The following is a 24,965-nucleotide window of genomic DNA, read 5'->3' on the forward strand; positions in this document are numbered from 1 at the left end:
CAAAAATGCAAATCATTCTTTTGGAAAAAGTCGTCAATCTGGGCAACCTGGGCGACATCGTCAAGGTCAAGGACGGCTACGCACGTAACTTCCTGATCCCCGGCAAGAAGGCACGCCGCGCGACCAAGGACGCAATCGCCGAATTCGAAGTTCGCCGCGCCGAACTCGAAAAGAACGCCGCTGAAAAGCTGGCTGCGGCTCAGGCCCAAGGCGAAAAGCTGAGCGGTTTCACCGTGCAGATCTCGCAAAAGGCAGGCGTCGACGGCCGTCTGTTCGGTTCGGTCACGAACGCGGACATCGCCGAAGCACTGAAGTCGCAAGGCTTCGCCGAAGTCGAAAAGGCGCAAGTGCGCCTGCCGAATGGCCCGATCAAGCTGGTCGGCGACCATCCGGTTCAAGTGGCGCTGCATACGGACGTGCTGGTCGACGTCACGGTGTCGGTGCTCGGCGAGCACGCTTAAGTCTGACGCGAGGCATGGCGCCTCGCGAATCGGATTACAAATGGCAGGAGCTGAACGGCTCCTGCCATTTTTTATTGTCCACGCTCGGTCATTGTCCGATAATTCCACCCCATGAACGCTCCGTCCAAAGACCCGCAACTCGACGCGCTGAAGGTCCCGCCGCATTCGATCGAAGCTGAACAATCGGTCATCGGCGGCCTGCTGCTGGACAACGCCGCGTGGGACCGCATCGCCGACGTGATGGCGCAAGGCGATTTCTATCGCTACGACCATCGCATCATTTACGAACATATCGGCAAGCTGATCGCGGCCACGCGTCCCGCCGACGTCATCACCGTCCACGAAGCGCTGACGATGGCCGGCAAGGCCGAGGAAGTGGGCGGCCTCGCGTATCTGAATGCGCTGGCGCAGAACACGCCGAGCGCGGCGAACATCCGCCGCTACGCCGAAATCGTGCGCGATCGCGCGGTGTTGCGCCGGCTGGTGTCGGTCGCAGACGAAATCTCCGCCGACGCCTTCAATCCCCAGGGCAAGGAAGTCCGCCAGATCCTCGATGAAGCCGAGTCCCGCGTGTTCTCGATCGCCGAAGACGGCGCGCGCGGCACGCAGGGCTTTCTCGAAATCGGGCCGTTGCTGACGCAGGTGGTCGAGCGCATCGACACGCTGTACCACACCGCCAACCCCAGCGACGTGACCGGCACGCCCACCGGCTTTGTCGACCTCGACCGCATGACCTCGGGCATGCATGGCGGCGAGCTGATCATCGTGGCGGGACGTCCGTCGATGGGCAAGACGGCTTTGTCGATGAACATCGGCGAATATGTGGCCGTGGAATATGGCCTGCCGGTCGCCGTGTTCTCGATGGAAATGCCCGGCACGCAGCTGACGATGCGTATGCTCGGCTCGGTTGGCCGGCTCGACCAGCACCGCATGCGCACGGGCCGCCTCACCGACGAAGACTGGCCGAAACTCACGCACGCCGTGCAGAAGATGAGCGAGGCGCAATTGTTCATCGATGAAACCGGCGGCCTCAACCCGATGGAGTTGCGCTCGCGCGCGCGGCGTCTGTCGCGCCAGTGCGGCAAGCTGGGCCTCATCATCGTCGACTATCTGCAGCTGATGTCGGGCTCGGGCAGCGGCGGCGAAAACCGCGCCACCGAAATCTCGGAAATCTCGCGCTCGCTGAAGAGTCTCGCCAAGGAACTCGACGTGCCCGTGATCGCGTTGTCGCAGCTGAACCGCGGTCTGGAACAACGGCCGAACAAGCGCCCGATCATGTCGGACCTGCGCGAGTCGGGCGCCATCGAACAGGATGCGGACGTGATCCTGTTCATCTATCGCGACGAAGTCTATAACCCCGACAGTCCGGACAAGGGCACGGCGGAAATCATCATCGGCAAGCAGCGTAACGGTCCCATCGGGCCGGTGCGCCTGACGTTCCACGGCCAGTTCACGAAATTTGACAATTTCGCGGGTTCGCAGACCTTCTACGGCAGCGAGTGAAGTCACTGCCTTTCAGCAGCATTTAAAGGCAGTCAAGTGCCGTGGCGCAAGCATTCTGGAAGGTGCGAAGCGAGCGCGGCGGCATGACGACTGCTTTTCTTTCCCGAATGCAAGCCATGATTTGCGGCGCTTGAGCGCGGCACGTCGGGGTGCGCGCACGGGTACAATATGTCAGTTTGATGTCTGCCTTTAAATTGACCCATTAATCGGGATCGGGATTGTCATGTTCGGTCGCTTCATGCCCACTGAGGGCAAATTCTTCGAAATCTTCAACGCGCACGCCAAGTGCATCGTGGAGGCCAGCCGCGAGCTCGAGCTGCTGATCGACAACCTCGACGAAGCCGAGATGCACAAGCAGAAAGTGCAGGCGAACGAGAAGCGCGCCGACAAACTCACGCATGAAACCATCGACCTGCTGCACAAGACCTTCATCACGCCGCTCGACCGCGACGAGATCCACAAGCTGATCACCACGATGGATGACATCCTCGACCTGATGGAGGACGTCGCCACGGCCATTTCGCTGTATGACGTGCGCGCGGTGACCTCGGAGGCGAGCCAGCTCGCGCACATCAGCACGGCGACGTGCGAGCGCGTGCAGCAAGCGGTCGGGCTGCTGTCCGACATGAAGCGCGCGAGCGAAATCCTGAAGATCTGCGAGGACATCGACCGGCTCGAGTCGGATGCAGATCGCGTGCTGCGCTCGGCCATGTCGAAACTGTTCCGCGAAGAAGACGACGTGAAGACGCTCATCAAGCTGAAGGCGATCTACGAACTGCTCGAGACGATCACCGACAAGTGCGAAGACGTCGCGAACATCATCGAAGGCATCGTGCTGGAAAACGCCTGATCGGCGTCGCGCACAACACCGGTCAAACCATACCCACTGATGCATTCGATTCAACTCGCCATCTGGGCAGTCGTGTTGCTCGTTGTCGTCGCACTCGCGTTCGACTTCATGAACGGTTTCCACGACGCCGCCAACTCCATCGCCACGGTCGTCTCGACCGGCGTGCTCAAGCCGCAACAAGCGGTCGCCTTCGCGGCGGCGTTCAACGTCATCGCGTATTTCATCTTTCATTTGAAGGTCGCCGAAACGGTCGGGAAGGGCACCATCGATCCCGAGATCGTCGATCACTACGTGATCTTCGGCGCGCTCGTCGGCGCGATCGGCTGGAATATCGTCACCTGGATCTACGGCATTCCGTCGAGTTCGTCGCACGCGCTGATCGGCGGGCTGGTCGGCGCGGCGCTCGCCAAGTCGGGCTGGGGCTCGCTCAACTGGGACGGTTTGCTGAAGACGGTCGCGTTCATCTTCATCTCGCCGCTGCTGGGCTTCGTGCTCGGCTCGTTCTTCATGCTGCTGGTGTCGTGGCTGTACTTCCGCACGCCGCCCTCGAAGGTCGACCGGCGCTTCCGACGCATGCAGCTGGTCTCGGCGGGCTTGTATTCGCTCGGACACGGCGGCAATGACGCGCAGAAGACCATCGGCATCATCTGGATGCTACTGATTGCCACCGGCTACGCGTCCGCCACCGCCGATGCCCCACCGATCTGGGTCATCGGCCTGTGCTATCTGTCGATGGGCCTGGGCACGCTGTTCGGCGGCTGGCGCATCGTGCGGACGATGGGTCAGAAGATCACCAAGCTCAAACCGGTCGGCGGGTTCTGCGCGGAGACGGGCGGGGCGATCACGCTGTTCGTCGCGTCGTTCCTCGGCATTCCGGTGTCCACCACGCACACGATCACCGGCGCGATTGTCGGCGTCGGCGCGACGCAGAAGTTCAGCGCTGTGCGCTGGGGCGTCGCGGGCAACATTGTGTGGGCTTGGATTCTCACGATTCCGGCCTCCGCCGCGCTCGCCGCAGCGGGCTGGTGGCTCGGACACCGCTTCCTTTAAGCGTTGCTTAGTACGGTCCGCCCCGCGTATCAGCGGGGCGGGCGCGCGGATCAGATGATCGGCGACGAGACTCCGTCCATCGGAATCAGCGCGCCCGATACGTAACTCGCCCGGCGGCTCGCCAGAAAGACCGCGACGTCGGCGATTTCCTCCGGCTTCGCATAGCGCCCGAACGGCACTTTCGCCTGACTGTCGGCGAGAACCTGATCCCGCGTGACGCCCTGGCGCTTGGCTTCGAGATCGAGCGCTTCCTCGACGCGTTCGGTGAGCGTCGAGCCCGGATTGATCGCGTTGATACGGATGCCGAGTTTCGCATAGTGATGCGCGAGCCCCACGGTGTTGAGCATCAGCGCGGCATTGGCGGCGCCGCCCGCGATATGGATGTCGCTGGCCATCTTCCCACCCATCCCGATGATATTGACGATCGCGCCCGGCTCCGCTTGCGGATCGGCGCGCAGGCGTTCTGCCATGCGCTTGAGCACCACTTGCTGCGGATATACATAGGAGAAGTATTTGGCGTCCATCGCGGCCTTGTAGGCGGCGGCGTCGAGCGTGTCGGGATCGTAGCGTCGGGCGGCGCCCGCGCTGTTGATCAGGATGTCGATGGGGCCGAGCGCCGCGCTCGCTTCCTCGACGACGTCGTCCGCGCTGTGCGCCTCGTGCAGGTCGGCGCGCGCCAGATGCACGTGATAGCCGCTGCTCGCGAGCTGCTCGCGGGCGCGGGCGAGATTGGCGGCATCGCGCGAGACGATGGCCACTTTCGCGCCTTCCGCGGCGAACGCCTTGGCGCAGGCGAAACCGATACCCTTGCTGCCGCCCGTAATCAGCACGACCTTGCCCGCCAGTCCCAGATCCATGGTGTTGCGCTCCGTGGTGAAATCGATCGGAACACGATAGCAGAGGCGCGCGGCGGGCGTCAGTTCGTTCCGGTGGCGAAGCGGGCGATGGGATCGTCGTTCGACGCCGGGCGTGGTGCGGCGAGTGAGCCAGTCGAGGCGCGCATCACGCGTACAGGCGGTTCGGCGGCGGTGGGCGTGGCGTTGTCATACGCCGTTTGCGCCGTGCGTGCCTGCTGCTGCGCCGCACTCGAACTGGACGGCGGCGGCTCAAAGGCGTCGGCGGCGGCCTGGATCGGATCGGGTGACGCGTTGATCGCTGCCGTGGCGGCAGCGGGCGCGGTCGCGCCGGCCGCTTGCGATTGCCGCTGCGCCGCGTTCAGCGATGATGGCGGCGGTTCGAAGGCATCGGCGTTTGCGGCTACCGGGGCCGGCGCCGTCTGGCGCGCGTAGGTCGGCGCAGGCTGCACGGCCGGCGCGGTGGTCTGAACAGCGGGAGGCGCAGCAGGCGCAGGCGATGCCAAATAGGTCGGACCATCGAATGGCGTCGGCGCGGCCTTCGGCGCCGCGACGCGTCGAATGCCGTCGAAACGCTTGGCCCAGTACGGATTGGTGAGGTAATCGAGACGCACCGTGCCGCCCGTCGATGGCGCATTGACGAAGCGCAGCTTGCCGACATAGATGCCGACGTGCGAATGCGCCCGTCCGGTCGTGTTGAAGAAGATCAGGTCGCCGGCGGCGATTTCGTCCGGTTCGACCGATTCGCCGCGCGAACTCATTTCGCCGGTGGTGCGCGGCAGATCGACGGAGGCCGCGCGCCCGACGACATAACGCACGAGCCCGCTGCAATCGAAGCCCGCATCAGGCGTGTTGCCGCCCCAGCGATACGGAACGCCGACGAGCGACATCGCCTGGATGGAGATTTCCTCTCGCCCGATGCTGTGATCGACGAAGGTCGGGAAACCGGGCGGCGGCTTGTAGGTGCGGGTAGCGGCGGTGCTGGACGCGGGCTTGCGCGTGGCCTGCTGCGGCGCGGAACCACACGCGGCGAGCAGCACGGACACAAGAAGCAGCAACCAGATTCGACGCATTGCAGAAAGGCGAGCGCAGGCTCGCCCGAGGATGGCAGTGTGCCGATACTAGCCCGTCGCACGGGCGTGCGGCAAGCGCTGTTGAAGTTTTACATGAAGATTCGGACGTAAGTGTGGCCGTCGCGGAACGGCGAAACGGCGGAATGAACGGATGCACCATGAAAAACGGCCCGGCGGATCGCTCCGCCGGGCCGTGCATTGCAAGCAATCAAGCCGCTTACAGGATGTCCGACGCGTAGTCGGCGAGTCGCGAGCGTTCACCGCGCGCCAGCGTCACGTGTCCGCTATGCGTCCAGCCCTTGAAGCGGTCGACGACATACGTGAGGCCCGAACTGCCTTCGGTCAGATACGGCGTGTCGATCTGCGCGATATTGCCGAGACACACGATCTTCGTGCCCGGGCCCGCGCGCGTGACGAGCGTTTTCATCTGCTTGGGCGTCAGGTTCTGCGCTTCGTCGATGATCACGTACTTGTCGACGAACGTCCGGCCGCGCATGAAGTTCATGCTCTTCACCTTGAGTCGCGAGCGGATCAGCTCCTGCGTCGCGGCGCGGCCCCATTCGCCGGCGGCGTCGTCGGTTTTCTGGAGCACTTCGAGGTTGTCGTCGAAGGCGCCCATCCACGGCTGCATCTTCTCTTCCTCGGTGCCGGGCAGGAAGCCGATGTCCTCGCCCACCGGCACGGTGGCGCGCGTCACGATGATCTCGTTGTAGCGCTTGTCGTCGAGCACTTGCGCCAAGCCTGCGGCGAGCGCCATCAGCGTCTTGCCGGTGCCGGCCTGGCCGAGCAGCGTGACGAAGTCGACTTCCGGGTTCATCAGCAGGTTGAGGGCGAAGTTCTGCTCGCGATTGCGCGCGGTGATGCCCCACACATTGTTCTTGTGATGGCCGTAGTCACGCAGCGTCTGCAACAGCGCGGTCTTGCCGTTGAGTTCGCGCACCACCGCGTGGAACGACGGCTCGCCGTTCTGCGGCTCGAGATAGACGAACTCGTTGACGAGCATCGACGGGCACAGCGGACCGGTCACGCGGTAATACGTGGTGCCGGTCTTGGTGTCCTGCCAGCTTTCCATGCCCTTGGCATGCCGTGTCCAGAAGTCCTGCGGCAGCGCACGCACGCCGGAGTAGAGCAGGTCCTTGTCTTCGAGGACCTGGTCGTTGAAGTAGTCTTCGGCGGGCAGCCCGAGCGCGTGCGCCTTGATGCGCATGTTGATGTCTTTCGACACCAGCACGACCTGGCTCTCGGGGCGCTCCTTCTGCAACGCGCGCACGACGCCGAGAATCTGGTTATCGGCCTTGCCGACCGGCAGGCCTTCGACGGGCTCGATGTCGGTGAGCGTCGTCTGGAAGTAGAGACGGCCGAGCGCGTCACGGTTGCCTTGCGCGGCGAGCGGAATGCCTTCCGTCATCTTGCCCGCATGCGCGACCAGCCCGTCCAGCGTGCGGCTCACCTGACGCGCATTGCGCGCCACTTCGGACATGCCCTTCTTGTGGTTGTCGAGCTCTTCGAGCGTCATCATCGGCAGATAGACGTCGTGTTCCTCGAAGCGGAACAGCGAGCTCGGATCGTGCATCAGCACGTTGGTGTCGAGCACGAACAGCTTGCGCAATTCGGCTTCGGCAGCGGCGCCCTTGCGGCGCTTGGGCACCGCGCGCGCTTCCTTCGCGCTCGCCACGGGCACTGCCGCGTGTTCGACGTGTGCTTGCGGTTCGTCCTGTTTCGACCGGACGGCGGGCGCCGGCTGCAACAGCGCCGCGGTCTGCCGCGATTTGCGGCCACGCGCGGGAATCGTGCCGGGCGCGGGCGGCGGCACGGCCGCGTCCACCTGCGCTTCGGCGGGAACCTGGGTCAGCACTTCGCTGGCGATGGCGCGCAGCGTGTGCGCCGCGTTCGCGGGACGTTCGGCGGTGGCGGTGGCGACACCGCCGTGGGCATCGTCGTCGCTCGCTGCAGCGGGCTTCTTCGACGATTTCGAAGGCCGGGCTTTGGCCTTGTACTCGTCGGACGGAAGGAGATGGCCGAGCTTGGCCGGGGCGGTAGGCAAAGGCATGGTGTTCCCTCGAAAGGAATCGGGTCGTGTATCGTGCGCCGCCTGTCGCATCCTGCTCGTCCGCCCTCGCAGCGAGACGCGTGCCGCAGTTTGCGCCCGGCGGCGCGCTTCAATGTCGAAAACGCCGGTTCGCCTAGGTGTCGATCTGCTCCTCGGGAGTGCGTCCGTGGGTTATCGTGCGGCGGGGAAATGCGTGGCTTCCGCGCGATGCCCAATAAAAAAAGCCGCCGTTCCGACTACCGGAACCAGCGGCTGACTTCTCTTTCAGAGCGCCTGCGCCGACCCGCTGCCTCACCGCCCGGATAACCCGGATCCATGCCGACCGCGCCGCAGGGCGCACGACGGCTCGTGCCGGGAAGGAGGAAAGTGAAGGGACAGGCGCTCATTGCGAACCAATATATCGTGCCTCAAATGGCTTGTACAGCCTCCACGATGGCCTCGACGTGCCCTGGCACGCGCACGCCGCGGAACTCCTGCCGCAGCACGCCCTGGGCGTCGATCAGGAAGGTCGAACGCTCGATGCCGCGCACTTCCTTGCCGTACATCTTCTTCATCTTGATGACATCGAACTGTGCGCAGATGGCTTCGTCGCCGTCCGACACCAGCGTGTAGGGCAGTTCCAGCTTGGCCTTGAAGTTGTCGTGCGACTTCACGCTGTCGCGCGAGATGCCGACCACTTCCGCGCCGGCTTTCCGGAACAGCTCGTAGTGGTCGCGGAACTGCAGGCTTTCGGTCGTACAGCCCGGCGTGTTGTCCTTCGGATAGAAAAACAGCACGACCTTTTTGCCGCGCAGGGAGGAGAGGGTGAACTCGCCGCCGGTTGCGGGTGCAGTGAAATCGGGAACGGGCTGGTCGACAGCGACTGACACGAAGGCTTCTCCGTTGTTGTGGATTGTTGGTGAGGGAGACGATCTGCACGCGCGCCGGGCGCGATGCCCGGGCGCGATTTCAGCCCGGCTGGACGATGAGTTCGCCCGCGCGGCCCGGAATCTCGCCCCACGTGACAGGGTACGTGGGCAGCGTCGCGCGGTCCAGCGCAGCATGATAATCGCCCATCGTGGCGAAGACGTGTCCTTGCGCGCGCCAGCCGGCCAGCAGTTGCCCGAACACGGACGCGAGCTTCTGGCCCTCGAGCTCCGCGTGCAGCGTGAACACCTGGTCGTGCGGGTTGTTTTCGGTGTGCTTCAGCAGATGCGCCGCGACGTTGCTTTCATCGACGCCCGCCACGCCGAGCACTTCGTCGAGCGTCGGCAGGGTGGTCGGCATCTGCACGTGGTTCAGCGTGCGGCCGTCGAGCACGGGGATATAGGGCGTGTGGCCGCGGCCGTCGGAGGCGTAGCGCATGCCCCACGCGTCGATCTGCTCGAACGCGTGGCCGTTCATCTGCCAGCCGGCCGCGCCGTGCGTGACGGGCGGCGCGCCGAAAATCTCGATGAAGCGCGCATGGCTCTGCTGCATCTGCGTCACGGTCCAGTCGCGGTCGCGTGCGCGCACGTTGTCCTGCCAGTACACGTGGTCCCACGTATGGATGCCGCATTCGAAGCCGGCTTCGTGGATGGCGCGCATCTCCGACACGGCTTCGCGGCCGATGTCCGGCCCCGGCAGCAGCACGCCGTACATCAGCGTCTTGATGCCGTAGTGCTCGACCACCGAGGTGCGCGACACCTTCTTCAGGAAGCCCGGCCGGAACACGCGGCGCAAGGCCCAGCCGGTATGGTCCGGGCCGAGGCTGAAGAGGAAGGTGGCGCGCGCGGCGTACTGGTCGAGCAGACGCCCGAGGTTGGGCACGCCTTCGCGCGTGCCGCGCAGGGTATCGACGTCGATCTTGAGGACAATGCGGGCCACGCGGCGTCCTCGCGCTTACGCTTGCTCGACGAGCTTGCGGGCCTCGCCCACATGCCCGCGATACGCTTCGAAGATCTTGCGCAGCGCGTCGTCCATGCTGGCTTGCGGGGCCCAGCCGAGTTCCTGCATCGTGTTGTCGATCTTCGGCACGCGGTTCTGCACGTCCTGGTAGCCCTCGCCGTAGTACGCGCCCGACGAGGTCTCGACGAGCTGCACCTTCTTCACGTTGTCCGAATACTCGGGGAACTCGTTGGCGAGCGCCAGCATCTTGCCCGCCAGTTCGCGCACCGAGAAGTTGTTCGTCGGGTTGCCGATGTTATAGATCTTGCCGCTGGCCACGCCGCCCTTGTTCTCGATGATCTTCATCAACGCGCCGATGCCGTCGTCGATGTCGGTGAACGCGCGCTTCTGCGCACCGCCGTCGACGAGACTGATGTTCTCGCCGCGCACGATATGACCGAGGAACTGCGTCACCACGCGCGACGACCCTTCCTTCGGCGTGTAGATGGAGTCGAGGCCCGGGCCGATCCAGTTGAACGGACGGAACAGCGTGAAGTTCAGGCCTTCCATGCCGTAGCCCCAGATCACGCGGTCCATCAGCTGCTTGGAGCACGCGTAGATCCAGCGCGGCTTGTTGATCGGGCCGTAGGAGAGCTGCGAATTCTCCGGGTCGAACTGCTCGTCGGTGCACATGCCGTACACCTCGGACGTCGACGGAAACACCAGGTGCTTGCCGTACTTCACGGCCGAACGGACGATGGGCAGGTTCGCCTCGAAGTCGAGTTCGAACACGCGCAGCGGCTGTTTCACGTAGGTGGCGGGCGTCGCGATGGCGACCAGCGGCAGGATCACGTCGCACTTCTTGACGTGATACTCGACCCACTCCTTGTTGATCGTGATGTCGCCTTCGAAGAAGTGCATCCGCTCGTGATTCGCGAGGTCGCCCAGGCGATCGGTTTGCATGTCCATCCCGAAGACTTCCCAGTCGGTGGTCTCGAGGATGCGCTTGGACAGGTGGTGGCCGATGAAGCCGTTGACACCCAGGATCAGAACTTTTTTCATGAATGACGAGAGGATTGAGTGAAGCGGCCGAACGCGGTGGCGAATTCGGCAGGGCTGATGACGTGCTCGTCGCCCACGGGTTGACCGTCGGCGGACAGCGGCCGATGGCGCAATTCGTGGATGGCGATGACGCGGCCATCGCCGCACACGCCGAACAGCGCATTATCCGTCACGGCAAGGCCCGGGGGCAAACCGCGCAGCTCACCGAGCCTTTCCGGCGCGATGCCCGGCGCGCCGGTTTCCGGCACGAGCCGCGCACGCGCGACGATGAAGCGGTCAGCGCCGAGATCCGTGAACGCGCCCGGATAAGGCGGCGCCACGGCGCGAACCAGGTTGTAGACGCGCGCGGCCGGCTGGGTCCAGTCGATGCGCCCGTCTTCCGGCTTGCGCCCGCCGTAGTAGCTGCCGGCGGCGAGATCGTTCGGCAGATGCGGCGCTTCGCCCGCCAGCAGCGCGGGCAACACGCGCCAGAGCGTCTGCTCGGCGGCGACCACGGTCTTGTCGAAGACTTGCGCGGCGGTGTCGTCGGGGAGGATGGGCACGGGCGTCTGCGCGAGGATCGCGCCGGCGTCGGGCTTCGCGGCCATTTCATGCAGCGTCGCGCCGGACTCGGTTTCGCCGTTGAGCACCGCCCAGTTGGTCGGCACGCGGCCGCGATACTTCGGCAGCAGCGAGCCGTGCATGTTGTACGCGCCGCGCCGCGCGAGCGACAGCAGCGCTACCGGCAGCATGTGGCGGTAGTAGAACGAGAAGATGAAGTCGGGTGCAAGGCGTTCGACGGCCTCGTGAAGCTCGGGCGACTTCGGATCGGCCGGGGTGAGGGTGGCGATGCCATGCTCCGCCGCGACCCGCGCGACGCTCTCGAACCAGATGTTTTCGCTCGCGCTGTCCTCGTGCGTGACCACCAGCGCGACCTCCACGCCGCGCGCGAGCAGCACTTGCAGGCAACGCACGCCGACGTCGTGATAGGCGAAGACGACTGCGCGCGGCTTCATACGCCGTCTTCCTCGCGCGTGACCACGGCGACCTGCTGCACGGCGTCCTGCAATGGCCGGGTGGCGGTGGGCAGGCCGTCGCGTTCCTCGAGAATGGTCTGCACCAGATAGCGCGGGCGCGCGCGCACTTGCTGGTAGATGCGCCCGATGTATTCGCCCAGCAGCCCGAGCGCGAAGATGATCACGCCGAGCATGAAGAAGGTGATGGCGAACAGGGTGAACACACCCTGGACTTCCGCGCCGAACATGAAGCGGCGGATCAGCAGCAGCAGGAACAGGCCCGCCGATCCCACCGAGAGAATCACGCCGATGAACGACAGCCATTGCAGCGGCACCACCGAGAAGCCGGTGACCAGATCGAAGTTCAGGCGGATGAGGCTGTAGAGCGAATACTTGGATTCGCCCGCGAAGCGCTCCTCGTGCGCCACGCCCACTTCGATCGGGTTCTGCGCGAAGGTGTAGGCCAGCGCCGGAATGAAGGTGTTGATCTCGCCGCAGCGGTTGATCGTGTCGATGATATGGCGGCTGTAAGCGCGCAGCATGCAGCCCTGGTCCGTCATGCGTATCTTGGTGATGCGCTCGCGCAGCCGGTTCATTGCGCGCGAGGCTTTCTTGCGCCACAGGCTGTCCTGACGCTGCTGGCGGATCGTGCCGACGTAGTCGTAACCCTCGTGCATCTTCGCCACCAGCTTGCCGATTTCCTCGGGCGGGTTCTGCAAATCGGCGTCGAGCGTGACGACGATCTCGCCGCGCGACTGCTCGAAGCCCGCGAGGATCGCCATGTGCTGGCCGTAGTTGCCGTTCAGCAGGATGACGCGCGTGGTGTCGGGACGCGCGTGGAACTGCTTTGCGAGCAGCGCCGCCGACTTGTCCCGGCTGCCGTCGTTGATGAAGATCACCTCGTACGACGTGCCGAGCGCGTCGAGCGCCGGGTACAGGCGCTGGAACAGGGCAGCGAGGCCGGCTTCCTCGTTGTAGACGGGGATGATCACCGAAAGCTCGGGGGAAGTCGCCGGAAAATCGAAATGACTCATGTTGCGCTGGTTGTCCCTGGGTTGCCCGTTATTCGGGTGCATGTCTTTGCGTTTCTCTAGGCGTGTTCATCGTCCGAACTGCTCGCAGATCGCATCGATGGACTTCACGACATGATCCACGTCGCCGGTCTCCATCAACGTGAAGAGCGGCAGCGTGAGCGTGGTCGCGCCGAGCTTCTCGGCATGCGGGAACATGCCTTCATGGAAACCGCGCGCGCGATACAGCGTGAACAGATGCAGCGCCGGATAGTGCACGCCCGTGCCGACGCCGCGCGTCTTCATTTCCTCCATGAACTCCGCGCGCGTGAGCGTAAGCCGCTCGAGCGGCAGCGCGATCTGGAACATGTGCCAGTTGGCGTCGCCAAAGTTGCGCGGCGGCAAACCCACGCCGAGCCGCACGGCCGCGCCGCCCTCGAACGCGTCGAAGTACGCGCGCGCCAGCTGGCGGCGCTTTTCGGTGAAGCGGTCGATCTGGCGCAACTGGCCCAGCCCGACGCGCGCCGCGACATCGGTCAGGTTGTACTTGCCGCCCAGCACGTCGCAGTCCATGCCGTCGAGGCCGGTGCGCGTGATGCCTTGCAGACGGTACTTGCGCGCGAGCTCCGCCTCATCCTCGTTGTTGAGCACGAGCGCGCCGCCTTCGATCGACGTCAGGTTCTTGTTCGCGTGGAAGCTGAACGACACCAGGTCGCCGAGTGCGCCGATGCGCTTGCCGTTCCAGCTCGACCCGAACGCCTGCGCCGCGTCCTCGATCACACGCAGCCCGTGCGCCCGCGCGATGTCGTAGAGCCGGTCCATGTCCACCGGGAGCCCCGCCAGATAAACCGGCATGATGGCCTTGGTGCGCGGCGTGATGGCGGCTTCGAGCAGATCAAGGTCGAGATTGCGCGTGACCGGATCGATGTCGACGAACACCGGCGTTGCGCCCACTTCGAGAATCACGTTCGCCGTGGACACCCAGGTCATCGGCGTGGTGATGACTTCGTCGCCCGCGCCGACGCCCGCGATGCGCAGGCCGATTTCCATCGTGCAAGTGCCGGAGTTGAACACGCGCACCGGCCGGCCGCCGCAATACGCCGACAGCTCCGCTTCGAACTGCTGGCTCTGCGGGCCGGTGGTGATCCAGCCCGAACGCAGCACGTCGACCACGCCCTGGATGGTTTCTTCGTCGATGTCGGGCTTCACGAAAGGCAGGAACGGCCGCGAGGTTTGGGTCATGGACTTTTGCGTTGTAGTTGATGATTGATCCGGACAGGGCCGCCGCGGGTCGGGACGCGAGGCGGGCCGCGCTTCAGCCGCGCGCGAGCACCACCACGCCGACCAGGATGATGCCGATGCCGATGAGACGCTGCATCGACATCACTTCGCCGAACAGGTACCACGCCGCGAACGCGTTGACGACGTAGCCGAGCGAGAGCATCGGATAGGCGATCGACACGTCCACGCGCGACAGCCCGACGATCCACACGACCACGCTCAGCACGTAACAGCTCAACCCGCCGATGATGGGCAGCTGCGTGGCAATCTTGAGGCCGACCGGCACGATATTGGCAGGCGTGAAGTCGAAATGGCCCACCGCGTTCACGCCGGCTTTGAGCAGCAACTGGGCGCATGCGTTCAACGATACGCCGATGATGATGCAAATGAAGGAAATCAGGTTCATCGTGAAAGGTCGGGTGCGGGTCAAGGATACCCGGTTCGCCGCCGGATGCCGCACGACCGTGCGGTCAGGCGGCGCGGCCGAAAGGCATTCGAAGGCTCAGGGCTGCGGTTTCTCGACGATCACGCGACGCTCGTCGCGCGCGATCACCTGCATGGGCACGTGACGTTTTTCAAGTTCGTCATAACGGTAGGGCGGCATCAGCGCAAGCGCCGCGTGCTCCGAATCCCAGATTCTGATCCACTCGTCGATGCTCGGCACCCATTTCTGCGGTTCGGCATGCACGCCGAAGGTCAGTTCGTCCGCTTCGCCGACCATGATCATCGTGTGGCCGAGGTAGAAGGGCATCGTGTGATCGAGCTTGGCGATCGAATAGAACGGCGTGTCGGGCGGCAGCTTCGCCATCGCGGCCTTGACGGCCGGCACGAGCTGGACGCCCGAACTCTGCGTGCCGAAGACATCGTGGCCGGAGCCTGCGATCGTGCCCAGCAGCAGCCACGCGGCGCCGAGTCCGGCCGCGCCTGCCAGCACGCTGCGGCGGTTCAGCCACAGCGCGACCAGGGTCACGACGAACGCCACGGCGAGCCCGGCCCATACCCAGAGCTGGAAGACGCGGTAGAGCGCATTCGGCGTGTTGGCGCTCCCCGTCCGGCCGAGGAAGATCGCGCCGAGCGCCGCCGCGACGAGGAACACCGCATAGCCGATCAGATGCATGCGATAGCGCGAGCGCGGGAGCGACGGCAGGTACAGCCCGATCACGAGCGCCAGCGCCGGCGCGATGGGCAGCACGTACGAGAGGAGCTTCGAGTGCGAGGCGCTGAAGAACAGGAAGATGAACGCCGACCAGACGAGGAGCAAGGTCACGGGCGCGAAGCCGTTCGGCTGGCGCGGCGTGCGGATGCCGTGCCACACGCTCTGCGCGGACACCGACAGCCACGGCAGGAAGCCGACCAGCAGCACGGGCACGAAGTAATAGAACGCGCCCGGGCGATTCTGCTCGGGGGTCAGATATCTCTGAAACTGCTGGACGATGAAGAAGAAATTGAAGAACTCGGGATTCTTCATCTGCACGAGCACGAACCACGGCGCGACGATCACGAAAAACACGATCAGCCCGCTGCCTATATAGAGCCGCTTCCACAGCGCCCAGTCGCGCGCGACGAGCGAATAGAGGATCAGGACCGCGCCTGGCAGGATCAGCCCGACCAGGCCCTTCGACAACACCGCTGCGGCCATGCCGGCCCAGCACAGCCACATCCAGCCGCGCACGGCGCGCGCGGCCAGGCCGGGGCGCTGCGCCAGCAGCAGCGCGCACAGCGTGACCTGCATCCAGAACGACAGGGCCATGTCGAGCGTGTTGAAGTGGCCCATCAGGTTCCAGTACGGGCAGGTCGCCAGCACGACGGCGGCGGCAAAACCCGTCATCGCGTTGAACACGCGCGTGCCGGTATAGCCGACCAGCAGCACGCCGGCAAAGCCCGTGAGCGCCGTGTAGAGCCGGGCCTGCCATTCGCCGATGCCGAACCACGCGAAGGTCAGCGCGTTCGCCCAGGTTTGCAGGGGCGGTTTCTCGAAATACTTGTAGCCGTTGTAGCGCGGCGTGATCCAGTCGCCGGTCAGGAACATCTCGCGGGCCATTTCGGCGTAGCGGCCTTCGTCGCTCGGCACCAGATGGCGATAGCCCAGCGGCCCGAACCAGACGAGCGCGAGCGCCAGGACCAGCAGAATGAGCGTGAGACGGGTGAGCGGTAGCCGCGAAGGCGTATCGTTCATGAAGTCGACCTGTCCGATGCCGCGATGCGCGGCGCTAGTGGAACGAAAGGGGCGGCAGCCGCCCGGCGATTCGGGGCGTTCGCGGCGTCGGGCGCGTCTGCGGTGCCTCCGCGACGGTCCGGATCCGCAACTGTGTCCGGCGTCAATGCCCGTCCGTTGCCGTGAATGCCGGCCGGGAGTTTAGCAGCACGCCACGGCGCCACCCGCCCGAATGGGTTCGCCTGCACCGAATTCAGGCGCGCGGCCGGAGTCTGCCAGTCATATCCTTAACGGTTCCTTAGCGCTCGCCCGGACTCGATCAGCGCTCGATCAGCAAGGCCGCCGCCACGCGCCGGCCTTCGGACATCAGGATGTTGTAGGTCCGGCAGGCGGCGCCGAAGTCCATCGTTTCCACGCCGATGCGATGCTGCGCCAGGCTCGCCGTGAGACGCGGATGCGGAAAGCGCAGGCGCGTGCCGCTGCCGAAGATGACCATCTCGGGTGCGGCGTCGACGAGCGCCTGGAAGTGCTCGGGGGTCAACGCATCGAACGATGCAACCGGCCATGCGGTCACCGGCGTTTCGGGCATCACGATCACGCTGCCTTCGTGCCGTTCGAGGTTGATCGCGACGAAATCGTCTCCGTAGCTCGTGATGGTGTTGAGCGCGCTGGTGGAATCCTGGTGAAGTTTCAAAACAGTGATCCGGCAGGGAAGGGATGAAAGACTCGGCCAGCGTTAAGCAACGTGCAAGCCAGCGGACGCGCCGGCCAGGTCCCTCGTGCTCGCCCGCAGGGCGCGGCGGCGCGGCTTTGGTGCATTGCGGAACTGAGCCATAATCAGTAAATTATAACTTTCCGGCTGCCGGGCCCGCTCGCGCCGCCCATTGCGCTCGCTGCCGCCACAAGCCGCCTCCGCGCGCAATCGCCGTCTCCGGCTTGGCCTCCGGTCCGCAACGCTCAAGCCTACCCGGCGCTGCGTCTAGAATATGTCGTCCCGCGCCTGGGGGCGGCTCGCCCGGGACTCAAGCGGCCGGCTTCGAAGGTCTATGGCGAATGTGACTTCGAAGCCCAGTCTTCAGTGAGGCTCCCATCCCGCTTCGGCACGCTCATCCGCCGCTGTCCGCGCGCGAGGCTGGCCGCACGGATGACCGGGCCGGAATCGCGCAACCTTAGTCGGGCAACGCCAGCGTGCAACATCGGCGGCCACGACGCCCAAGCCGCACCCAACCAGACCACGTCCGTCCACACATCCAGACCAGAGCGCCAGCCGTGAAACCGATTCTGAAATCCAACAAGCTGCAAAACGTCTGCTACGACATCCGCGGACCCGTGCTCGAGCACGCGAAGCGCCTCGAGGAAGAAGGCCACCGCATCATCAAGCTCAACATCGGTAATCTGGCCCCGTTCGGTTTCGAGGCCCCCGACGAAATCATCCAGGACATGATCCGCAACCTGCCGGGTTCGTCGGGCTACTCGGATTCGAAAGGCGTGTTCGCCGCGCGCAAGGCGATCATGCATTACACGCAGCAGAAGGGCGTGGAAGGCGTGGGACTGGACGACATCTACATCGGCAACGGCGCGTCCGAGCTGATCGTCATGGCCATGCAGGCGCTTCTCAACGACGGCGACGAAGTCCTGCTGCCCGCGCCCGACTATCCGCTGTGGACGGCGGCGGTGAGCCTCTCGTCCGGCACGCCGCGCCACTACCTGTGCGACGAGGGCAACGGCTGGATGCCCGACCTCGACGACATCCGCGCGAAGATCACGCCGAACACGAAGGCGCTCGTCGTCATCAACCCGAACAATCCTACCGGCGCGCTGTACTCGGATCAGCTGCTGCTGGACCTCATCGCCATCGCGCGCGAGCACGGCCTCATCATTTTCGCCGACGAGGTCTACGACAAGATCATCTACGACGGCCTCACGCACACGTCGATGGCCGCGCTTTCCGAAGACGTGATCACGGTGACCTTCAACAGCCTGTCGAAGAGCTATCGCTCGTGCGGCTATCGTGCGGGCTGGATGGCGATTTCCGGGCTGGTCGAAGAGAACCGCCGTCGCGCGAAGGACTATCTCGAAGGGCTGGGCATCCTGGCGTCGATGCGCCTGTGTCCGAACGTTCCCGGCCAGTACGCGATCCAGACGGCGCTTGGCGGCTACCAGAGCATCAACGACCTGATCCTGCCGGGCGGACGCCTCTACAAGCAGCGCGAACTCGCCTACGAGATGCTCACGGCCATTCCGGGCGTGACCTGCGTGAAGCCGCAGGCGGCGCTCTACATGTTCCCGCGCCTCGATCCGAAGATGTACCCGATCCAGGACGACCAGCAATTCATCACCGACCTGCTGCTGGAAGAGCGCGTGCTGCTGGTGCAGGGCACGGGCTTCAACTGGCCGACGCCGGATCACTTCCGTGTGGTTTTCCTGCCGAACGTCGACGACCTCGCCGACTCCGTGAATCGCATCGCACGATTCCTCGACGGTTATCGCAAACGCCACTCCGCTTAATTTCTCTTTTTAAAGAAGCACGCTGCATGGAACCGATCAAAGTAGGACTGTTGGGCTTCGGCACGGTCGGCAGCGGCACCTTCACGGTGCTGCGCCGCAACCAGGAAGAAATCACACGCCGGGCGGGCCGCGGCATCGAAATCACGCGCATCGCCGTGCGCACGCCGGCCAAGGCCGAAGCGGCCAGGGCGCAGGGCATCGCGGTGACGGACGACTTCAATGCGGTGGTGGACGACCCGTCCATCGCCATCGTCTGCGAAATGATCGGCGGCACGGGCTACGCGCGCGAACTCGTGCTGCGCGCGATCGCGAACGGCAAGCACGTGGTCACCGCCAACAAGGCGCTGCTCGCGGTGCACGGCACGGAGATCTTCGAAGCCGCGCGCGCGAAGGGCGTCATGGTTGCGTTCGAGGCGGCGGTGGCGGGCGGCATTCCGATCATCAAGGCGCTGCGTGAAGGACTGACGGCGAACCGTATCGCGTACATCGCCGGCATCATCAACGGCACGACGAACTACATCCTCTCCGAAATGCGCGACCGCGGCCTCGACTTCGCCACGGCGCTGAAGGCTGCGCAGGAACTGGGCTATGCGGAAGCCGATCCGACCTTCGACATCGAAGGCGTCGACGCCGCGCACAAGGTCACGATCATGAGCGCCATCGCGTTCGGCGTGCCGGTGCAGTTCGAGCGCGCGTATGTGGAAGGCATCAGCAAGCTGGCAGCCATCGACATCCGCTATGCCGAAGACCTCGGCTACCGCATCAAGCTGCTGGGCATCGCGCGGCGCACGGAGCAGGGCATCGAGTTGCGCACCCATCCCACGCTGATCCCGGCGAAGCGCCTGCTGGCGAACGTCGAAGGCGCGATGAACGCGGTCGTCGTGCATGGCGACGCGGTCGGCACCACGCTGTACTACGGCAAGGGCGCGGGCGCGGAGCCGACGGCGTCGGCGGTGGTCGCAGATCTCGTCGACGTGACGCGCCTGCATACGGCGGATCCGGAGCATCGCGTGCCGCATCTGGCGTTCCAGCCGGACAGCCTGTCGAACACGCCCATCCTGCCGATCGACGACGTGACGAGCGGCTACTACCTGCGCCTGCGCGTCGCCGACGTGACCGGCGTGCTCGCCAACATCACGCGCATCCTGGCGGACAAGGGCATTTCCATCGACGCGCTCTTGCAGAAGGAATCCGAGGAAGTGGACGGCGCCGGCAAGGGCGAGACCGACATCATCCTCATCACGCACGAGACGGTGGAAAAGAACGTGAACGCAGCGATCGTGGAGATCGAGGCGCTGTCCACGGTGGTCTCGAAGGTGACGAAGCTGCGCATGGAAGCGCTCAACTGATCAGGTACGTGACATGAACTATATTTCGACGCGCGGCGCGGGCAGCAACGAGCGCCACACGTTCTCCGACATCCTGCTGGGCGGACTCGCAAAAGACGGCGGGCTCTATCTGCCGGCGGAGTATCCGAAGATCAGCGCCGACGAACTCGCACGCTGGCGCACGCTGTCGTACGCGGATCTCGCGTTCGAGGTGCTCTCCCGCTTCAGCGACGACATTCCCGCCGCCGATCTCCGCTCGCTCACGCGCAAGACCTACACGGCGCAGGTGTACAGCAACGTGCGCCACGAGGAAAGCGCGGTGCAGATCACGCCGCTCAGGACGCTTGGCGTGGAGAACGGGACGGCGCTGTCGCTGCTGGAATTGTCGAACGGTCCGACGCTCGCGTTCAAGGACATGGCGATGCAGCTGCTCGGCAACCTGTTCGAGTACACGCTGACGAAACACGGCGAGACGCTCAACATCTTGGGCGCCACCTCCGGCGACACCGGCAGCGCCGCCGAATACGCAATGCGCGGCAAGGCCGGCGTGCGCGTGTTCATGCTCTCTCCGCACAAGAAGATGAGCGCGTTCCAGACCGCGCAGATGTTCTCGCTGCAGGATCCGAACATCTTCAACCTCGCGGTGGAAGGCAATTTCGACCATTGCCAGGACATCGTGAAGGCCGTGTCGAACGATCACGCCTACAAGGCGCGCCACAAGATCGGCACGGTCAATTCGATCAACTGGGCGCGCGTCGTCGCGCAGGTCGTGTACTACTTCCGCGGCTATTTCGCGGCGACCACGGACAACAGCCAGCAGGTGTCGTTCACGGTGCCGTCGGGCAATTTCGGCAACGTGTGCGCGGGGCACATCGCGCGCATGATGGGCCTGCCGATCGACCAATTGGTTGTCGCCACGAATGAAAACGACGTGCTCGACGAGTTCTTCCGTACCGGCGTGTATCGCGTGCGCGGCGCGGCGGAGACGTATCACACCACGAGCCCGAGCATGGACATTTCGAAGGCATCGAACTTCGAGCGTTTCGTGTACGACTTGCTCGGACGCGATCCGGAGCGCGTGCTGCAACTGTTCCGCGACGTCGAGGAAAAGGGCGGCTTCGACCTCGCCGCGAGCGGCGACTTCGCGCGCGTGAAGGAGTTTGGCTTCGTGTCGGGCCGCAGCGGCCATGACGAGCGCGTGAACACCATTCGCGACGTGTTCGAGCGCTATCACACGATGATCGACACCCACACGGCGGACGGCGTGAAGGTCGCGCGGGAAAACCTGAAGCCCGGCGTGCCGATGATCGTGCTCGAAACCGCGCAGCCGATCAAGTTCGGCGAGACGATCCGCGAAGCGCTGAATCGCGAGCCGGAGCGCCCGGCGGCGTTCGCGGGACTTGAAAAACTGCCACAAAGGTTCGATATCGTTCCTGCGGATGCAGACGTCGTGAAAGCGTTCATCGCCGAGCGCACCTGACCATCGGAGCGCGTCCGCCGCGTGCGGCGCGTCGCGAGAACGCACGGGGCGCAGCGGGCATCGCTGCGCCCCGGTTCGTTTTGACGCACGGTTTTGAGGCACCCAGGAAGGGCTTCCAGACCGGAACAAGGCTCAAACCCCGCCAAAAGCTGCTAAAATCGCAGGTTTTTCGTCGTACCCCATTCGAAAGGACGCGCCGTGCTGTCTACCGCCAACATCACCATGCAATTCGGGCCCAAGCCCCTCTTCGAGAACATCTCGGTCAAGTTCGGCGGAGGGAATCGCTATGGGCTGATCGGGGCGAACGGCTGCGGCAAATCCACCTTCATGAAGATTCTGGGCAGCGATCTCGAGCCCAGTTCCGGCAACGTGATGCTGGAGCCGAACATTCGCCTGGGCAAGCTGCGCCAGGACCAGTTCGCCTACGAAGACATGCGCGTGCTCGACGTCGTCATGATGGGCCACACCGAAATGTGGGCCGCGATGACCGAGCGCGACGCGATCTACGCCAACCCCGACGCCACCGACGACGACTACATGCGCGCGGCGGACCTGGAAGCCAAGTTCGCCGAGTACGACGGCTACACGGCCGAGGCGCGCGCGGGCGAGCTGCTGCTGGGCATCGGCATCGACATCAACGATCACAACGGCCCGATGAGCAACGTGGCGCCGGGCTGGAAACTGCGCGTGCTGCTGGCACAGGCGCTGTTCTCGAAGCCCGACGTGCTGCTGCTCGACGAGCCGACCAACAACCTGGACATCAACTCGATCCGTTGGCTGGAAGACGTGCTCAACCAGTACAACTCGACGATGATCATCATCTCCCATGATCGCCACTTCCTGAACCAGGTGTGCACGCACATGGCGGACATGGACTTCGGCACGCTGAGAGTCTGGCCGGGCAACTACGACGACTACATGCTGGCGTCCACGCAGGCGCGCGAGCGTCAGCAGGCCGCCAACCAGAAGGCGAAGGAACGCGTGGCGGACCTGCAGGACTTCGTGCGGCGCTTCTCAGCCAACAAGTCCAAGGCGCGCCAGGCCACCAGCCGTCTCAAGATGATCGACAAGATCAAGATCGAGGAATTCAAGCCGTCGTCGCGTCAGAACCCGTTCATCCGTTTCGAGTTCGAAAAGAAGCTGCACAACATCGCGGTGGTCGCGGAAGACCTGACCAAGAAGTACGACCGCACCATCTTCCAGAACTTTTCGTTGTCGGTTCAGCCGGGCGAACGCATTGCGATCATCGGCGAGAACGGTGCGGGCAAGACCACGCTGCTCAAGTCGCTCAAGGGCGTGCTCGACCTCGATCACGGCACGGTGAAGTGGGCCGAGAACGCGAATGTCGGCTACATGCCGCAGGACACGTACGAAGAGTTTCCGAAGGACGAGACGCTGACCGATTGGATCGACCAGTATCGCAAGGAAGGCGACGATGAGCAGATGATGCGCGGCACGCTCGGCCGTCTGCTGTTCAACGCGGACGACATCAAGAAGAACGTCAAGGTGCTGTCGGGCGGCGAGAAGGGCCGCATGATCTGGGGCAAGCTGATGCTCGGCCGCCACAACGTGCTGCTGATGGACGAGCCGACCAATCACATGGACATGGAATCGATCGAGTCGCTGCAGATCGCGCTGGAGAAGTTCGAAGGCACGCTGATCTTCGTGTCGCACGACCGCGAGTTCGTGAGCGGCCTGGCGGACCGGATCATCGAAGTGAAGACCGACGGCACGTTGCGGGACTTCGGCGGGAATTACGAGGACTTTTTGTCGAGCCAGGGGATTCAGTAAGCCCGCTCGCTGTGCATTAGATAAAACGGCCCGCCTTGCAAGAGTGCGGGCCGTTTTTGCATGCGCGAGATAGCCTACAGCCGGTCGTTACGAAACCGCATCGCCGTGCCTTCGCGCGTGATCCGCTCCCAGATTGCGCGTTTTTCCTCATCCGAGAGAAACACCCAGTTGGACACCTCGATGGCCGTACGGCCGCAGCCTTTGCAGACATCGTCGAAGAGGGTGGAGCACACGCCGATGCACGGGCTATCAGGCAGATCGTGAAGATTGGAAGACATAAGGCTTGGTGGTGGCCCGTCGCCGTCCGCAATACGGACCGGCAACGCGGCGATCTGGAACAAAAACAAAAGAAGACTCAGCGCGCGATACTGTAGCCTATCCGCGCGATCCAGTGATGTCGCTGGTTGTAATCGAGGATATCCTCGCCGTAGCCGTTGAAGTAGCTCACGAACACGTAGCCGCCCCACGCGCTGCCGATCAGCTTGGCCAGCGGATAGGTCAGTTGCGAATCGACGCTGCCGTACCAGTGCTTCGTGCCCTTGCGCAGCGTGGTGGCCAGTTGCAGGCCATCCGGGCTGCCGTACTTCACGAGAAAGTCCACATACCCGCGATAATCCGCGATGTCCTGATTCCCCGACTTCGACAGGTAGTAATAGAACTTCGGCGAGAGCGTCAGGTGATTGCTGTCGAGGTCGCCGAATTCCCAGGTCGGCCGCACGAAGGCGATGTTGATCGCCCGCGAATCCGCGCCGCTCTTGCCATTCGATTCATGCCCGATACCCGCCGCCATGCCCATGCGCGTATAGAGCGGACTGTTCCAGCCGGTGTCTTGCACGTAATAGAACAATTGCGGCTGGAAGCTGATGTCGCGGAACGGCACCGACTCCGCCGAGAGGTTCCAGATGGCCGTCTGCGTGTAACCGAAGTAGAGGTTATCCAGGAAGCCACGCGAGCGCGGATCGTCGGGAAGATGCAGCCGGTACTTGAAGCTGAACTGGAATTTCGCGAGATTGTCGCCGTTCTTGCCATCGGCGAAATAGATGGGCTCGAAGGTCGAGAAGCGGCCCGACAGCAGGGTATCCGCCGTCGAGGTCGGCGCCGCCTGCGTGTTCGCCGCGGCCGTGGCGGTCGCGAGCTGCGCGGGTGTGGTCGCCTGCGTTTCGCGATGCTCGGCGGCGGCCACCTGCGTCTGCGACTCGCCGCGATTGATCGTGACCAGCATCGGCGAGGCGTCGAAGCCCACCGGATCGAGCTTCACCGTGCCGCGTGCCGCATCCGGCCACGGCGCCGAAAACCGCACCCGTCGATACTGCCCCGGCGCAAGCCGCAGACGTTCGGGCACCTTGGGGTCGCGCGTGAGCGTCACGGGCGCGGGCGGCAGGTCGCCGTTGGTCAGATTCACCGTGAGTTCCTTCGGCACATCGATTGCGAGCGCTTTCGCGTCGTCATCGGTATAAAGCAGCGTCAGTTCGAGCGGTTGCGAAGCCGCCGCTTCGCGCGCCGGTTGCAGCACGGCGACGGTAGCGTGCGCGGCGCCGCTTGCGCAAAGCGTGGTGAGCAGCAGGGCGTGAGTGGGAGAAAGCCGTCGTGGGCGGTAAGGCATGTCGGGTTATTGTCCTGTTGCAGGCGAGATCCAGCGCGCTGCGGCGTGCTGTGGCATGGTTCGGCG

General features: G+C 64.4%; 22 protein-coding genes. 8 read left to right on the top strand and 14 right to left on the bottom strand.

Annotation, left to right across the window (positions count from 1 at the left end; genetic code table 11):
- The first annotated feature begins 5 nt into the window (after nucleotides 1-5).
- From rplI to QCE88_RS08190, 4 genes are all read left to right on the top strand, one after another.
- On the top strand, nucleotides 6-461 hold the full coding sequence (gene rplI, locus QCE88_RS08175; RefSeq protein WP_309832122.1) for a 50S ribosomal protein L9: 456 nt from the start codon (nucleotides 6-8) through the stop codon (nucleotides 459-461).
- Between the two features lie 111 nt (nucleotides 462-572).
- The gene (locus QCE88_RS08180; protein WP_309900805.1) at nucleotides 573-1,964 is read left to right on the top strand and encodes a replicative DNA helicase; all 1,392 of its coding nucleotides are present in this window, start codon (nucleotides 573-575) and stop codon (nucleotides 1,962-1,964) included.
- 223 nt (nucleotides 1,965-2,187) lie between these two features.
- Nucleotides 2,188-2,814: a DUF47 domain-containing protein gene (locus tag QCE88_RS08185; protein ID WP_309832125.1), complete on the top strand. Its 627-nt coding sequence runs from the start codon at nucleotides 2,188-2,190 to the stop codon at nucleotides 2,812-2,814.
- 39 nt (nucleotides 2,815-2,853) lie between these two features.
- The gene (locus tag QCE88_RS08190; protein ID WP_309832127.1) at nucleotides 2,854-3,864 is read left to right on the top strand and encodes an anion permease; all 1,011 of its coding nucleotides are present in this window, start codon (nucleotides 2,854-2,856) and stop codon (nucleotides 3,862-3,864) included.
- A 50-nt stretch (nucleotides 3,865-3,914) separates the two neighbouring features.
- Here QCE88_RS08190 and QCE88_RS08195 read toward each other — a convergent pair whose 3' ends face one another.
- From QCE88_RS08195 to QCE88_RS08250, 12 genes are all read right to left on the bottom strand, one after another.
- A complete protein-coding gene (locus QCE88_RS08195) occupies nucleotides 3,915-4,721 on the bottom strand; it encodes an SDR family oxidoreductase (protein ID WP_309900807.1) in 807 nt (268 codons plus the stop codon).
- A 59-nt stretch (nucleotides 4,722-4,780) separates the two neighbouring features.
- Nucleotides 4,781-5,791 (bottom strand): C40 family peptidase, encoded by a 1,011-nt coding sequence (locus QCE88_RS08200; protein ID WP_309900809.1) that lies wholly within the window; start codon nucleotides 5,789-5,791, stop codon nucleotides 4,781-4,783.
- Nucleotides 5,792-6,008: 217 nt separating this feature from the next.
- Nucleotides 6,009-7,841 (bottom strand): PhoH family protein, encoded by a 1,833-nt coding sequence (locus tag QCE88_RS08205; protein ID WP_309900811.1) that lies wholly within the window; start codon nucleotides 7,839-7,841, stop codon nucleotides 6,009-6,011.
- Nucleotides 7,842-8,248: 407 nt separating this feature from the next.
- Nucleotides 8,249-8,710, bottom strand: a complete 462-nt coding sequence (locus QCE88_RS08210) for a peroxiredoxin (RefSeq protein ID WP_309808192.1) — start codon at nucleotides 8,708-8,710, stop codon at nucleotides 8,249-8,251.
- A gap of 79 nt (nucleotides 8,711-8,789) precedes the next feature.
- Nucleotides 8,790-9,686, bottom strand: coding sequence for a polysaccharide deacetylase family protein (locus tag QCE88_RS08215; protein WP_309900813.1), 897 nt, complete (start codon nucleotides 9,684-9,686; stop codon nucleotides 8,790-8,792).
- A 15-nt stretch (nucleotides 9,687-9,701) separates the two neighbouring features.
- The gene (locus tag QCE88_RS08220) at nucleotides 9,702-10,748 is read right to left on the bottom strand and encodes a bifunctional UDP-4-keto-pentose/UDP-xylose synthase (protein WP_309900815.1); all 1,047 of its coding nucleotides are present in this window, start codon (nucleotides 10,746-10,748) and stop codon (nucleotides 9,702-9,704) included.
- Nucleotides 10,745-11,743 carry a formyltransferase gene (locus QCE88_RS08225; RefSeq protein ID WP_309900817.1) on the bottom strand — a complete coding sequence of 333 codons (999 nt, stop codon included), beginning with the start codon at nucleotides 11,741-11,743 and terminating at the stop codon, nucleotides 10,745-10,747. The genes QCE88_RS08220 and QCE88_RS08225 overlap by 4 nt, the downstream gene beginning before the upstream one ends.
- Complete coding sequence (locus tag QCE88_RS08230; protein ID WP_309900819.1) at nucleotides 11,740-12,777, bottom strand: glycosyltransferase; 1,038 nt, start codon at nucleotides 12,775-12,777, stop codon at nucleotides 11,740-11,742. Before QCE88_RS08230 ends, QCE88_RS08225 begins: the two co-directional genes overlap by 4 nt.
- A gap of 66 nt (nucleotides 12,778-12,843) precedes the next feature.
- A complete protein-coding gene (locus QCE88_RS08235) occupies nucleotides 12,844-13,995 on the bottom strand; it encodes a DegT/DnrJ/EryC1/StrS aminotransferase family protein (RefSeq protein WP_309900821.1) in 1,152 nt (383 codons plus the stop codon).
- A gap of 73 nt (nucleotides 13,996-14,068) precedes the next feature.
- Nucleotides 14,069-14,440 carry an EamA family transporter gene (locus QCE88_RS08240; RefSeq protein ID WP_309900823.1) on the bottom strand — a complete coding sequence of 124 codons (372 nt, stop codon included), beginning with the start codon at nucleotides 14,438-14,440 and terminating at the stop codon, nucleotides 14,069-14,071.
- A gap of 96 nt (nucleotides 14,441-14,536) precedes the next feature.
- Nucleotides 14,537-16,210: a glycosyltransferase family 39 protein gene (locus QCE88_RS08245; RefSeq protein WP_309900826.1), complete on the bottom strand. Its 1,674-nt coding sequence runs from the start codon at nucleotides 16,208-16,210 to the stop codon at nucleotides 14,537-14,539.
- Nucleotides 16,211-16,508: 298 nt separating this feature from the next.
- On the bottom strand, nucleotides 16,509-16,883 hold the full coding sequence (locus tag QCE88_RS08250) for an Mth938-like domain-containing protein (RefSeq protein ID WP_309900828.1): 375 nt from the start codon (nucleotides 16,881-16,883) through the stop codon (nucleotides 16,509-16,511).
- Nucleotides 16,884-17,458: 575 nt separating this feature from the next.
- Here QCE88_RS08250 and QCE88_RS08255 point away from each other — a divergent pair.
- From QCE88_RS08255 to QCE88_RS08270, 4 genes are all read left to right on the top strand, one after another.
- A complete protein-coding gene (locus QCE88_RS08255) occupies nucleotides 17,459-18,697 on the top strand; it encodes a pyridoxal phosphate-dependent aminotransferase (RefSeq protein WP_309900830.1) in 1,239 nt (412 codons plus the stop codon).
- Nucleotides 18,698-18,723: 26 nt separating this feature from the next.
- Nucleotides 18,724-20,046 (top strand): homoserine dehydrogenase, encoded by a 1,323-nt coding sequence (locus tag QCE88_RS08260; protein WP_309900832.1) that lies wholly within the window; start codon nucleotides 18,724-18,726, stop codon nucleotides 20,044-20,046.
- A gap of 13 nt (nucleotides 20,047-20,059) precedes the next feature.
- A complete protein-coding gene (gene thrC / locus QCE88_RS08265) occupies nucleotides 20,060-21,505 on the top strand; it encodes a threonine synthase (protein ID WP_309900834.1) in 1,446 nt (481 codons plus the stop codon).
- Between the two features lie 198 nt (nucleotides 21,506-21,703).
- On the top strand, nucleotides 21,704-23,296 hold the full coding sequence (locus QCE88_RS08270; protein WP_309900836.1) for an ABC-F family ATPase: 1,593 nt from the start codon (nucleotides 21,704-21,706) through the stop codon (nucleotides 23,294-23,296).
- Nucleotides 23,297-23,370: 74 nt separating this feature from the next.
- On the opposite strand, the gene QCE88_RS08275 is transcribed toward QCE88_RS08270, so the two are convergent.
- Together QCE88_RS08275 and QCE88_RS08280 are read right to left on the bottom strand one after the other, a co-directional pair.
- Entirely contained in the window at nucleotides 23,371-23,574 is a 204-nt protein-coding gene (locus QCE88_RS08275) for a DUF1289 domain-containing protein (RefSeq protein WP_309903459.1), read from the bottom strand.
- Nucleotides 23,575-23,651: 77 nt separating this feature from the next.
- The gene (locus QCE88_RS08280) at nucleotides 23,652-24,899 is read right to left on the bottom strand and encodes a phospholipase A (RefSeq protein ID WP_309900838.1); all 1,248 of its coding nucleotides are present in this window, start codon (nucleotides 24,897-24,899) and stop codon (nucleotides 23,652-23,654) included.
- Nucleotides 24,900-24,965 lie beyond the last annotated feature (66 nt).

Source organism: Caballeronia sp. LZ035, assembly GCF_031451175.1.
Taxonomy (GTDB): Bacteria; Pseudomonadota; Gammaproteobacteria; order Burkholderiales; family Burkholderiaceae; genus Caballeronia.

What these genes read in the sequence shown, in the direction of transcription:
- rplI (WP_309832122.1), top strand. Translation starts at nt 6, where the DNA reads ATGCAAATCATTCTTTTGGAAAAAGTCGTCAATCTGGGCAACCTGGGC.
- QCE88_RS08180 (WP_309900805.1), top strand. Translation starts at nt 573, where the DNA reads ATGAACGCTCCGTCCAAAGACCCGCAACTCGACGCGCTGAAGGTCCCG.
- QCE88_RS08185 (WP_309832125.1), top strand. Translation starts at nt 2,188, where the DNA reads ATGTTCGGTCGCTTCATGCCCACTGAGGGCAAATTCTTCGAAATCTTC.
- QCE88_RS08190 (WP_309832127.1), top strand. Translation starts at nt 2,854, where the DNA reads ATGCATTCGATTCAACTCGCCATCTGGGCAGTCGTGTTGCTCGTTGTC.
- QCE88_RS08195 (WP_309900807.1), bottom strand. Translation starts at nt 4,721, where the DNA reads ATGGATCTGGGACTGGCGGGCAAGGTCGTGCTGATTACGGGCGGCAGC.
- QCE88_RS08200 (WP_309900809.1), bottom strand. Translation starts at nt 5,791, where the DNA reads ATGCGTCGAATCTGGTTGCTGCTTCTTGTGTCCGTGCTGCTCGCCGCG.
- QCE88_RS08205 (WP_309900811.1), bottom strand. Translation starts at nt 7,841, where the DNA reads ATGCCTTTGCCTACCGCCCCGGCCAAGCTCGGCCATCTCCTTCCGTCC.
- QCE88_RS08220 (WP_309900815.1), bottom strand. Translation starts at nt 10,748, where the DNA reads ATGAAAAAAGTTCTGATCCTGGGTGTCAACGGCTTCATCGGCCACCAC.
- QCE88_RS08225 (WP_309900817.1), bottom strand. Translation starts at nt 11,743, where the DNA reads ATGAAGCCGCGCGCAGTCGTCTTCGCCTATCACGACGTCGGCGTGCGT.
- QCE88_RS08230 (WP_309900819.1), bottom strand. Translation starts at nt 12,777, where the DNA reads ATGAGTCATTTCGATTTTCCGGCGACTTCCCCCGAGCTTTCGGTGATC.
- QCE88_RS08235 (WP_309900821.1), bottom strand. Translation starts at nt 13,995, where the DNA reads ATGACCCAAACCTCGCGGCCGTTCCTGCCTTTCGTGAAGCCCGACATC.
- QCE88_RS08240 (WP_309900823.1), bottom strand. Translation starts at nt 14,440, where the DNA reads ATGAACCTGATTTCCTTCATTTGCATCATCATCGGCGTATCGTTGAAC.
- QCE88_RS08245 (WP_309900826.1), bottom strand. Translation starts at nt 16,210, where the DNA reads ATGAACGATACGCCTTCGCGGCTACCGCTCACCCGTCTCACGCTCATT.
- QCE88_RS08260 (WP_309900832.1), top strand. Translation starts at nt 18,724, where the DNA reads ATGGAACCGATCAAAGTAGGACTGTTGGGCTTCGGCACGGTCGGCAGC.
- thrC (WP_309900834.1), top strand. Translation starts at nt 20,060, where the DNA reads ATGAACTATATTTCGACGCGCGGCGCGGGCAGCAACGAGCGCCACACG.
- QCE88_RS08275 (WP_309903459.1), bottom strand. Translation starts at nt 23,574, where the DNA reads ATGTCTTCCAATCTTCACGATCTGCCTGATAGCCCGTGCATCGGCGTG.
- QCE88_RS08280 (WP_309900838.1), bottom strand. Translation starts at nt 24,899, where the DNA reads ATGCCTTACCGCCCACGACGGCTTTCTCCCACTCACGCCCTGCTGCTC.